The sequence below is a fragment of the Streptomyces sp. NPDC001781 genome (genome assembly GCF_053596035.1).
On record NZ_JBSFFI010000010.1, the window covers coordinates 120783 to 129864 of the forward strand.

Here is a 9082-nt window from a genome sequence, read left to right on the forward strand (position 1 = left end):
TTGGTGCTGGGGCGGTTGGCTGGGCTGCTGGTCAGGTGTCGAGGGCGAGTTGGCCGGCGCTCTCGATGGCTGCTCGGCGTGTGGCTGCTGCGGTCTGGCGGTGGTGGTCGCGGTCGTAGTGGAGGTGGCAGCCCTGGCACATGGCGCGGAGGTTGTCGTCGCGGCAGTCCTCGGGGGTGTGGTTGAGGTGCGCGACGGTGAGCACCACGGTGGAGCCGGTGCCGTAGGCGGGTTGGCCGTTGCGGTTGGGGCAGCGGCCGGTGTGGGTGCCGCGTCCGCATTCGCCGTGGCACTCGCAGCGGCTTGCGGCGCGGACGGTGCGGATGCGGAGGCTGATGTCTCGCCAGTTGCTCGGGTAGCGGTCGCGGTTCTCCGGTCGGATGGGGCTCACGCGCTGTGCCTTCCGTGGGTGGTGGTGGCGAGGTACTGCTCGCATCCGGCGCAGAGGTCGCGGCCGGGGCGGATGAGGGGGATCGAGCATTCGCGGCAGCGGCCGGCGGTGGCGGTGGGTGCCGGTCCGGCGTCTCGCCGGTTGGTGTGGGGGTGTTCGTGGGATTCGGATTGCTGTCCGGGGGGCCCATCTAGCTGAGGTTGGGAAACAACCTCAGCCCCGTCTTGGGAACCCCATGGGTACCCTCCTGGGTTGTTCGGGGCGCTGTCCCCCGAACCGTTCGGGGCGCTGTCCCCCGAACTCATACGGGGCGCTGTCCCCCGAACTTCTTCAGCCGTACCGGCGGTAAGTTCCGGGCGCTGTCCCCCGAACTGGTTCGGGTCTCTGTCCCCCGAACTTTCGGCGGGCTGCTCCCACCCCGGGGCCCGCTTCCGGGCGGTTCCCCGGAGGTGATCCTCGGCCGCCTGCCAGTCCGGGTACGGGGTCACGATCAACGCGTATCGGGTCGCCTTGCCCCGCTTCCGCTCGCCGAGAACGCGGACGACGCCGGCCCGGATCGCGGCCTCCATGTAGCGCCTTGCGTCTTTCTCGTCGCAGCACGCGGCCTTGGCGATGTCCTGGATGCGGATGGGCTTGCGGTCCCCGCTGAACGCGATCTCTCCGGAGGCGGCGGCGAGGTTTCGGAGCTGGCACAGGAGCAGGGGCAGGCCGGACCGGCGTAGGTACGCGGACATCTGCCGTGTCCAGCGCCAGGACAGGGCGTTGCCGTACGCGTTCGGCACGCTGCCGGGGGCGGTGGCCTGCTCCTCAGTGCTCAACTCGGTTTCTCTCTCGTGTTGTTGCGGAACCGATCCGGCAAGATCCGGACCGGTCCGGGGCGGCCGGTGTACGACCGCCCCGGACGGGGGTGGGTCAGCCGAGGAGGCCGGCGCCCGGCACGTGCGGGCAGACGTAGCCGTCGGCCTCGGGCTCGGGCACCGAGCGGTCCAGGACGCGTCCGTCCTCGGACTGGACGAAGTAGCCGGACGCCTTGCCCTGGGCCTCGTGCTCGGTGCAGCAGGCGAGGAAGGCGAAGCCGTCGCGGTCGGTGACGGTGGACAGGGAGCCCATCGAGCCGCGCATCGTCGTGCCGACGGGGTGCGGGTACTCGGAGACGGGCGTCTTGACGGGGTTGAAGCCGCTGGTCATGGCGGTCCCTTCAGTTCGGGGGGTGGTGGGTGGTTCAGCGGACGTACTCGGCGCGGCGCTTGTCCTCCACGCGGCGCTTGTGCTCGCGCAGTTCGTCCTCGGTGGGCTTGCTCGCCGTGACATCGAGGAGGGCGGCGGCGGGGCGCTGCGGGCCCTCGCCGACCTCGTCCAACGTGCCGTCGATCTGACGGCCCCTCCACATGGCGCGCTTGGCGTCCGCGAGGGCGGCGGCGTCCTCGTCGCTGCGGGCCACCTCGCACTCGGTGACGCGGACCTTGACCTGGGGGTCCTTGTCCTCGCCCTCGGCGTGCCCGGTGTAGCTCTTGGAGGTGAGGGCGACGATGGCGTAGACGGTGGTGCCGGGCTTCTCGAAGAGGCCGCGGCGCTGTTCGCGGGAGAGGCAGGCTTCGATGGGTGCGGCGGCGGCGTCGAGCTTGACCTCGGGTACGTCGGCCGGGGCGAGCTTGGGCATCAGATGGAGTCCTCTCGGAGTTCGGGGGTGGGGAGTTGGTCGAGGGCGTCGCCGAGGCGGTGGGCGATGGCCCGGCGCTGCTCGGCGAGTTCGGGTGCGTGGTCGGAGCAGTGGTCGGCTCCGACCAGCAGGCACTCGATGACCTCGGCTACGTCGCCGTGCGCAAGGCCGGTGATGTGCAGGGCCATCAGGTCTGTCCGTTCTGGTGGTAGGCGTCGGCCGCTTCGGCGGCCTGGGTGGCGAGGGCGTCCTCCGCGCAGACCTTGTGAGCGGGCTTCATCCGGGAGTCCCGGGTGTGCGCGGGGAAGCCGCAGTAGCGGCAGGGCAGGGGCCGGTCGGACCAGTGGCGGGAGTCGCGCCAGTCGAGGAGCTGGCCCGGCCGGTACTCGGGCTCGGCCGGCGGGGCGCGGCGTCGCTTCCGGCCGATCACGCCGACGCCCCGAAGATCCCGGCGTACAGGGCATCGACCTTCCGCTCCTCGGCCCGCCCCTCCCGGTCGGCCTGGTGCCTGGGCGCCGTGCAGTCGTTGCGCCCGCAGGACGGCAGCACCTTGCCCTCCGGGTCCCGGCCGGTGGCGATGCGGAAGGCCAGCCGGTTGGCGGTGTAGAACCGGCCGCCGTGCCGCAGGCCGGGGACACCGGCCTTCCCGCGGTAGCCGGTCCACACCATGTGTCCGTCTTCGGTGGGCTGGACGCGCCGCCAGAACAGGTCTTCGGGTGATCCGGCGGCGCGCTTCCCGGACTTGGCCTTGGGGAGGCCGAGCACGTCTCGTGCGGTGGCCACGTCCGCGGCGTCCACGTGGAGTTCGCGGGAGATGGCGCGGTTGCTGAGGCCAGCGCGCAGCAGCTCGGCAACGTCGGCGCGGACCTTCATGGGGTCACCGCCTGGTAGCCGAGGGGGTCCTCGCCGGGGGCCAGGCCCTTCACCACGAGGACGATCTGTCCGCGCTTCACGACGCGGCCGAGGCGCATGTCCGGGCCGACGACGCGGGTGTGGTCGTCGTCCTCGAACAGGCCCGCGTCCACGAGGCCGTCCACCGCGGCCTTGAAGGACGGGTAGAGGTTGGCCGGGTCTGCACGCCGCGCGGACCCCGGGTGCACGACGCCGAGGATGTGCGCCCGCTGGAACAGGGGCTGGTCTCCGGTGACGCTGAGGGCGTCCATGAGGGACGGGCACTCGCTGACGGCCTCCATCGCGGCGGCGCGCAGCTTCGCGGTGATGCGGGCCTGCTCGTGTCGGTGGAGACGCTGGTTGCTGTTGAGCAGCTTCAGCCCGGTGGGCAGGGCGATGACGAACGGTCCGGGCTGGGGCCCGGCCGCCGGGGTGGCGGCCGGGACCTCGGGCAGGAACGGGGTGCTCACTCGGCACCTCCGGGCGGGACGGGCGTCATGGTGAGGTGACGGCACGTCCAGCAGATCCGGCCGCCGAGCGCGAGGAACGCGTGCAGGGTGACCTGCTGTTCGGCCGGGCACCACGCCTCATCCGTGACGAGGGCGTCCACCGGGCGCAGCATCGTGATGGCGTGGTCGGTGGGCTGGGGGCCGGTCGCGCGGCGGCGACCAGAGCCGGGGCGGCGGAGCTGCCGCAGGAGGGTACGGAGGCTCACGACTCAGCCCCCGTCTCCACCTCGGCCGGGCCGGTGATACCGGGGAGGGTGAGCGTGCCCGCCTGCCAGGCGGCGGCGATAGCCGCCTTGCCCGCGTCCGGCACGGTCAGCCGGGTGTACGCCGAGCGGCCCTGCATGGTCACGCCGGGCACCTCGTGGATGACACCGGTCTCCGGGTCGGCCCACTCGGCGGTGCCCGCCGCCGTGATCTCGGCCAGCAACTTCTTCTGGAACGCGGGCCGCACCTCGGTGACGAACCGGCGCTCGATCTCGGTCGCGCAGTTGGCGACGACCCACGCGGTGAACGCCTTCAGGTCGGTGATGGCGGCGGCCGGCTTCGGCTGCACGAGGGTGGCGGTGCCGATGTCCTCGCCCTCGTCCAGAGCAACGGCGATCTTCTGCGTGCCGGTCTGGGCCTTGGCGTCCCGCAGTCCGGTCTCCAGGTCGCGCTTGGCGGCCTTGAGCTGGTCGCCGATGGCGTCCTGCAAGGTGGAGAGGACGGCGACGGTGCGCGCGGTGTCCTTCAGGCTCATGTGCTACTCCTTGGGGTGGGCCGCCCCGATTGCCGCGGGGCGGCCCGTGGTGCGTTCGGTGGGTCAGGCGGCGGCCGTGCCGCGCATCAGCGCGGTGGCCTGACGGAACTCGGCGGCCGTGCCCTGCTCGATGGGGTGGCCGAAGGAGTCGGCGAACTGCGCGGGCAGGCCGTCCACGAAGTGCGCGTCGCGGGCGGCGGCCCACATCGCATCGAGGGCGGTCTGCCGCTCGGCGGCTCCTGCGGGCGGCATGGCCCCGGGGCGGGGAGCGGCGGCCGGGGTCGGGTCCGGTGCGGGCGTGGGCTTCGGGCGGGTCTGCTGCGCGGCGGCCGGCGCGTGTACCGCCTGGTGCTCCGGCTCCGGCTCCGGCTCACTGCCCGGCCCGTCCGGCGTCGGCTCCGCCCCGACCGGCGCGTCCTCCGACTCGGCCACGGGCTCACCCATGTAGGCCAGCGACCGCATGACCACGGCACTCTGCGAACCGTCGTTGTAGAGGCTGAGGCCGAACTGGTCACCGAGGTTGACCGCGCACCGCTTCAGCGCCTGCGAGAGGGCCGTCTTCATGGCGAGGTCATGGGCGTCGCCCACGGACGGCTGGTTGACCGCGTCGCCTGCGGCGGCGTCCTCGAACACCGCGAGCGGTCGGCCGTCGGTCGCCTTCACCGTGAGCCGGACCTGTGCCCGGTACACGATCGTCCAGGCGGTGTACGTCGGTCCGTACTCCTCGCCTGCCTTGTTCTTCTTCCGGTAGTTCGGGTTGCCGTTCTCGTGTACGAGGTCCAGGGACTGCGTCTCCACGGTGAACCCGTCGAACCCGAAGATCCGGATGAGCTGGCGGCGGACATCCCACGCTTCGAGGTGGGACATGCCTCGCAGGTTGCGGACGCGCTTGCCGCTGATGGGCTGGAGCAGGAAGCTGACCTGCTGCTCGGTGAGCTTGGGGGCGGTGGCGGTCACGGGCGGCCGTCCTTCCGGGTGATCGGGGTGTAGTAGCGGGCGTTCGGCTCGTCGTGCAGCCGCATCACGCCCTGACGGGCGCGGCGGGACAGGAACGCGCGGGCGTCCTCGCGGTACAGGCGCCGGCCGTACCGGACGCCGTAGAGCTGCTGGACGCGGGCGGTGGTCCACTGACCGCCCCACTCGCGGATGGCCTTGTCCAGGACGCGGTCCCAGTCCTGCGGCCAGCCGGGGGCGGGGCCGGCGGCCGGGGGCTGAGCCCCGGCCTGCGCGACGGTCGTCATCAGGCGTCGCCCTTCCTGTGCAGTACGAAGTGGCGGTTGTCGGGGTCGTCCACGAGCGCGAGGTGTCCGGCCTTGTGGAGCGCTTCGAGGTCGCGGCGGGCGGTGCCGCGCTGGACGACGCCGGGGTCGGTGAGGGCGTAGAGCGACAGCGCGCGGGCGGTGGTCCACGGGCCCTCGTGGGTGCGGATCGCGTCGAGGAGGCGGGCCTGGCGCCCGGTCAGGCCGGGAGTGGCGTCGGCCGCCGGGCGGCTGCTCTGCTCCTCGATCCACCCGGCCAACTGGCCGATCTCCCAGTCGTCGCGGTGGTAGGCGCAGGGCTCCCACTCGCCCTTGAAGAACCGCCAACCAAGCGCGGTCAGCTCGTTGTTCTCGGGGTGCGTGGTGATGGCGTCCACGCGGAACGCCCAGTCGTGCATGGGGTGGCTGTAGGTGGTGCCGGGCTGGTAGAAGTCGGTGCTCACGCGGACCGCCTCTCCTGCACCGGCAGCGGGTTGGCCGCGAAGTAGCGGCGGGTGGGCAGCATCGACGGGTGCCGGATCTCCGAGGCGCCACGACCGGCGAGCGCACAGTCCACGTGGAACCAGCGGGCCTGCTCGTCGTAGTCGCAGTCGTTGCCGTCGCAGCCGAACGGGCGCGGGGTCATCGCTCACACCCCCGGACCACGGCGACGGCGCCGAGGAGGTACAGGGCGAGCGCGGCGAAGATGAAGGCGAGGGGGATCACGCGTCCGCCTCCTCGTCGTACTCGGAGGCCAGCTCCAGGGCCGTGACGATGTAGCCCGTGGTGGACTCCTCGTTCTGCCCGGCGGTGACCACCAGCTCGGCGACGCGGTCCTCGTCGTCCTCGATCCAGTCGAAGCGGAGAACGCTGGACGACGACCACGCGCGCCGTTCCTCGGCCTCGCAGTGGGCGCGGGCGGCGGCCTCGGTGCCGTAGTGGCCGAGGGTGATCCCGGAGTCCGGATGCTCGGCGCGGTAGACCGTGGCCGGCGCGACCTCCAGCTCGGCGACGCGGCGCAGCAGCCACTCAACGGCCGGCGACACCCGCTCGTGAATCTCGACCTCGGTCGGGATGCGGCGGGGCTGGCCGTTCGGAGAGAGCAGGCCGCGCATCTCCAGCAGGTCGGCCTCTGCGGCAACGAGCCGCACCCGGCGCCGCTCCCGCTGCGCCTCCAGCTCGGCGACCCTCTTCAGCGCGGCGTCTCGTTCGATCTGCCTGGTCAGCAGCGCTTCAAGCATGTCCTGGAGCGCGGCCTGTCCCGCACGGGCTCGTTCCCCGGCCCGGTCAGCGGCGCCCCCCAGGGCCAGCGCTCGGGTACGGGCCGTGCGCCATGCGGTCCGATACCGCTCCGCCTGGGACTCCGCGTCCAGTAGGCGACGCAGCACCGGTGCGGTGCGCTCACCCATCCAGGAGACGAGGTTGAGGCAGTACAGGTCTTCCCACGTCGGGTGCTCATGAGCGGCCCGGTCCTGAACAGCCTTCGCCATCTGCTGAACGAGGACGGTCGTAGCGGGCTTCGCGCCGCCGAGCAGGCTCTCGATCGTGGAGCGCCGCTCCGGCGTCATCAGCGTCTCGCTCATGCCGCCACCGCCGCACGGATGTAGTCCATGACGAGCTCGCCCGCCGGCACCGGCACCGACACCCGGACCGGCACCCGGCCCCGGCGGCGGGACGGCGGGGTCAGCGTCAGCAGGGTCCACAGCTCCAGGCCGTCACCCGCCCACGTGCGGTGCACCTTGCCGCCCAGCTCGTTCAGCCACAGGCCGAGGTCGTCCACGTCGGCGACCGTGATGAACACGGCCTCGGCGCGGGCGATCAGGGTCGGGGCGGGCAGCGGCGTGTAGTCGAGCAGCGACTCCACCGCGATGCGGTTGTCACTGGTCTGCGCCATCAGGTCCGTCAACTCCGAGAGCGGGCGGACGGTAGAGTCCATGGCCATCGGTGGCCTCTCTTTCTCTGTGTGTAGAGGTGCGCCGGTCGTGGGGTCGCCGAGCCGGACAAGCGGGCGGCCCTTCGGCGCGTATGGGGTCAGGCGGCTTCCGCAGCGGGCGTCCGTGGTGTCAGGCCTTGCGCCGTGACGAACACGGCCCGCAGGCGCGCTCGTTGCTCCGGTCCCAGGGGCGGAGCGGCGTCCACCTGGCGGCGGACCGCGTCCACCACGGCCGGGCCGAGCAGGCGCTCCGCGGCGGCGCGGGAGAACCCCGCGGGCGCGCTCACGCCGGCACCGCGGCGATGGGGGACAGCTCGGCCGACGCTGCGACGGTGCGGCCGGTGTGCTCCCAGAGGCACATCAGGTCGACTCCAAGCCGTCTGGCAATTGCCTCTGCCTCGGCCTGAGTTGCCGATTGGCGGCGGCCGTTGCGCAGGTGGTCGATCTTGGAGGGGTGGCAACCGACCGCATCTGCGAGTTCGCGGACGCTGACGGGCTGGCCGTCGCCTGTGCGTTTCATGAGGAGGACCAGCAGGTCGGAGCTCACGATGTGCATCGGGTTCTGTTGCGGACGCAAGGGGTGTTCACCTCCGTAGACAATGTGTGCGTCTGTGTGGACAAGAAGGACTGTACACAGCCGTAGACGTGCTGTCTACGCAGACGCACAAGGGGTTCGGATTAGGTCAAGCCGTTCACGAAGGGTGGCGAAGCTGTGCGCTCACGTAGACACTTAGTGCCAGGGGGCAGAAGGTTGTGCCCGTTGACCTGCCATTTGTTCGATAGTCGGGCGACGTAACGTAGGCACGTGGCGTCACGCAGGGGAGCGAGAGGGCACAATGCATGCCATGTCTGAGCAGCGCACCGACTTCACCGACCTGATCCGCACGCGCCGCGCTGAGCTGGGCTACAGCCTCCGCGAGCTGGAAGCTCGGACGGTGGACGAGGCCGGCGAGGCACAGGTGAAGTTCGGGTGGCTGTCGAAGCTGGAGCGCGGCGAGTCTGTCCTGACCCCCAGGGAGGGCGCCGTCACGATTCTCGCCTCTGCCCTCGGGCTCCCGGAGCGCGTCCTCAAGGCCGCGGCGGCTGCCCAGTTCCTAGGTTTCGACCCGCGAGCGGACCCGGATGTGGTCTGGAGCGACGACCTGACGACCCGCATCATCGTGGCGCGCGCCGAGGAGATGAGCGAGGAAGACCGTCAAGAGTTCGCGGAGATTGCGGAGATCTTCGCCCGCCGCCGAGCGCAGCGTAACGGCCCTGGCCAAGGCAAGTCGGACCATTAGTACGACTTTCAGCTACACAGCGATTCTCTCTGGTCACACAGGTAACCGTGTGGCATCGTCAATGATCCGCCTGGGGGGCGTTCAGGATCAGTGTGAACACTCGTTCGAACGTATGAGCGAGTACGCATCTGGCGGTGCAGTAACGCGGGGAGGTACAGCGATGGCCGACGGGGAGAACCAGGCGTTGGTAGGTGAAGAGGACGTTCCCCAGACGAGCGGCTCTGAACCCGTCGCCGAGTTGAGAATGGAGCTCCGCGACGCCCTGCCGGGCGACAGGGCGGTGATCGGGGTAGAGCAGGAAGGCGAGTTCCTCTGGCTCGTCTCCCGTAAGTACGTGCACCCCAAGGCTGCCGACGAGTTCCGCGACCAGCTCCAGCGCATCGTGCGTGAGGGCTGGTGGGTGCAGAACTGGCCCGGCGCACGGTAGTTCTGAGGATCAGT

Annotated in this window: 19 protein-coding genes; 2 read left to right on the top strand and 17 right to left on the bottom strand. The window is 71.2% G+C overall.

All coding sequences use genetic code 11. From position 1 onward, the window contains the following. Positions 1 to 31 precede the first annotated feature (31 nt). The 17 genes from ACWCV3_RS12485 to ACWCV3_RS12565 all read right to left on the bottom strand — a co-directional run bounded on the left by ACWCV3_RS12485 (position 32) and on the right by ACWCV3_RS12565 (position 7917). A complete protein-coding gene (locus tag ACWCV3_RS12485; protein ID WP_451222261.1) occupies positions 32 to 391 on the bottom strand; it encodes a hypothetical protein in 360 nt (119 codons plus the stop codon). 912 nt (positions 392 to 1303) lie between these two features. After that, positions 1304 to 1579: a hypothetical protein gene (locus tag ACWCV3_RS12490; RefSeq protein ID WP_451222263.1), complete on the bottom strand. Its 276-nt coding sequence runs from the start codon at positions 1577 to 1579 to the stop codon at positions 1304 to 1306. Between the two features lie 34 nt (positions 1580 to 1613). Beyond that, positions 1614 to 2051 (bottom strand): hypothetical protein, encoded by a 438-nt coding sequence (locus tag ACWCV3_RS12495; protein ID WP_451222265.1) that lies wholly within the window; start codon positions 2049 to 2051, stop codon positions 1614 to 1616. Next, positions 2051 to 2239 (bottom strand): hypothetical protein, encoded by a 189-nt coding sequence (locus ACWCV3_RS12500; RefSeq protein ID WP_451222267.1) that lies wholly within the window; start codon positions 2237 to 2239, stop codon positions 2051 to 2053. The genes ACWCV3_RS12495 and ACWCV3_RS12500 overlap by 1 nt, the downstream gene beginning before the upstream one ends. Further along, the gene (locus tag ACWCV3_RS12505) at positions 2239 to 2481 is read right to left on the bottom strand and encodes a hypothetical protein (RefSeq protein ID WP_451222269.1); all 243 of its coding nucleotides are present in this window, start codon (positions 2479 to 2481) and stop codon (positions 2239 to 2241) included. Before ACWCV3_RS12505 ends, ACWCV3_RS12500 begins: the two co-directional genes overlap by 1 nt. Then, the gene (locus tag ACWCV3_RS12510) at positions 2478 to 2924 is read right to left on the bottom strand and encodes a hypothetical protein (protein ID WP_451222270.1); all 447 of its coding nucleotides are present in this window, start codon (positions 2922 to 2924) and stop codon (positions 2478 to 2480) included. The genes ACWCV3_RS12505 and ACWCV3_RS12510 overlap by 4 nt, the downstream gene beginning before the upstream one ends. Then, a complete protein-coding gene (locus ACWCV3_RS12515; RefSeq protein ID WP_451222272.1) occupies positions 2921 to 3412 on the bottom strand; it encodes a hypothetical protein in 492 nt (163 codons plus the stop codon). Before ACWCV3_RS12515 ends, ACWCV3_RS12510 begins: the two co-directional genes overlap by 4 nt. Continuing rightward, positions 3409 to 3657, bottom strand: a complete 249-nt coding sequence (locus tag ACWCV3_RS12520) for a hypothetical protein (RefSeq protein WP_451222274.1) — start codon at positions 3655 to 3657, stop codon at positions 3409 to 3411. Before ACWCV3_RS12520 ends, ACWCV3_RS12515 begins: the two co-directional genes overlap by 4 nt. Beyond that, the gene (locus ACWCV3_RS12525) at positions 3654 to 4190 is read right to left on the bottom strand and encodes a hypothetical protein (protein WP_451222276.1); all 537 of its coding nucleotides are present in this window, start codon (positions 4188 to 4190) and stop codon (positions 3654 to 3656) included. Before ACWCV3_RS12525 ends, ACWCV3_RS12520 begins: the two co-directional genes overlap by 4 nt. A 63-nt stretch (positions 4191 to 4253) precedes the next feature. Continuing rightward, positions 4254 to 5147 carry a Rad52/Rad22 family DNA repair protein gene (locus tag ACWCV3_RS12530; protein WP_451222278.1) on the bottom strand — a complete coding sequence of 298 codons (894 nt, stop codon included), beginning with the start codon at positions 5145 to 5147 and terminating at the stop codon, positions 4254 to 4256. After that, positions 5144 to 5431, bottom strand: a complete 288-nt coding sequence (locus tag ACWCV3_RS12535; protein ID WP_451222280.1) for a hypothetical protein — start codon at positions 5429 to 5431, stop codon at positions 5144 to 5146. Before ACWCV3_RS12535 ends, ACWCV3_RS12530 begins: the two co-directional genes overlap by 4 nt. Further along, positions 5431 to 5892 (bottom strand): MarR family transcriptional regulator, encoded by a 462-nt coding sequence (locus tag ACWCV3_RS12540; RefSeq protein ID WP_451222282.1) that lies wholly within the window; start codon positions 5890 to 5892, stop codon positions 5431 to 5433. Before ACWCV3_RS12540 ends, ACWCV3_RS12535 begins: the two co-directional genes overlap by 1 nt. Continuing rightward, positions 5889 to 6074: a hypothetical protein gene (locus ACWCV3_RS12545; protein WP_451222284.1), complete on the bottom strand. Its 186-nt coding sequence runs from the start codon at positions 6072 to 6074 to the stop codon at positions 5889 to 5891. The genes ACWCV3_RS12540 and ACWCV3_RS12545 overlap by 4 nt, the downstream gene beginning before the upstream one ends. Positions 6075 to 6150: 76 nt before the next feature. Beyond that, entirely contained in the window at positions 6151 to 7011 is an 861-nt protein-coding gene (locus ACWCV3_RS12550; protein WP_451222286.1) for a hypothetical protein, read from the bottom strand. Then, positions 7008 to 7370 (bottom strand): hypothetical protein, encoded by a 363-nt coding sequence (locus ACWCV3_RS12555; RefSeq protein ID WP_451222288.1) that lies wholly within the window; start codon positions 7368 to 7370, stop codon positions 7008 to 7010. Before ACWCV3_RS12555 ends, ACWCV3_RS12550 begins: the two co-directional genes overlap by 4 nt. 89 nt (positions 7371 to 7459) lie before the next feature. Beyond that, complete coding sequence (locus tag ACWCV3_RS12560; RefSeq protein WP_451222290.1) at positions 7460 to 7648, bottom strand: hypothetical protein; 189 nt, start codon at positions 7646 to 7648, stop codon at positions 7460 to 7462. Continuing rightward, positions 7645 to 7917, bottom strand: coding sequence for a helix-turn-helix domain-containing protein (locus ACWCV3_RS12565; protein WP_451222291.1), 273 nt, complete (start codon positions 7915 to 7917; stop codon positions 7645 to 7647). Before ACWCV3_RS12565 ends, ACWCV3_RS12560 begins: the two co-directional genes overlap by 4 nt. A 289-nt stretch (positions 7918 to 8206) precedes the next feature. Between ACWCV3_RS12565 and ACWCV3_RS12570 the strand changes: the two genes are divergently transcribed. Beyond that, positions 8207 to 8641 carry a helix-turn-helix domain-containing protein gene (locus tag ACWCV3_RS12570; protein WP_451222293.1) on the top strand — a complete coding sequence of 145 codons (435 nt, stop codon included), beginning with the start codon at positions 8207 to 8209 and terminating at the stop codon, positions 8639 to 8641. 244 nt (positions 8642 to 8885) lie between these two features. Continuing rightward, positions 8886 to 9068, top strand: a complete 183-nt coding sequence (locus tag ACWCV3_RS12575) for a hypothetical protein (protein ID WP_451222295.1) — start codon at positions 8886 to 8888, stop codon at positions 9066 to 9068. The last annotated feature ends 14 nt before the right edge of the window (positions 9069 to 9082 follow it).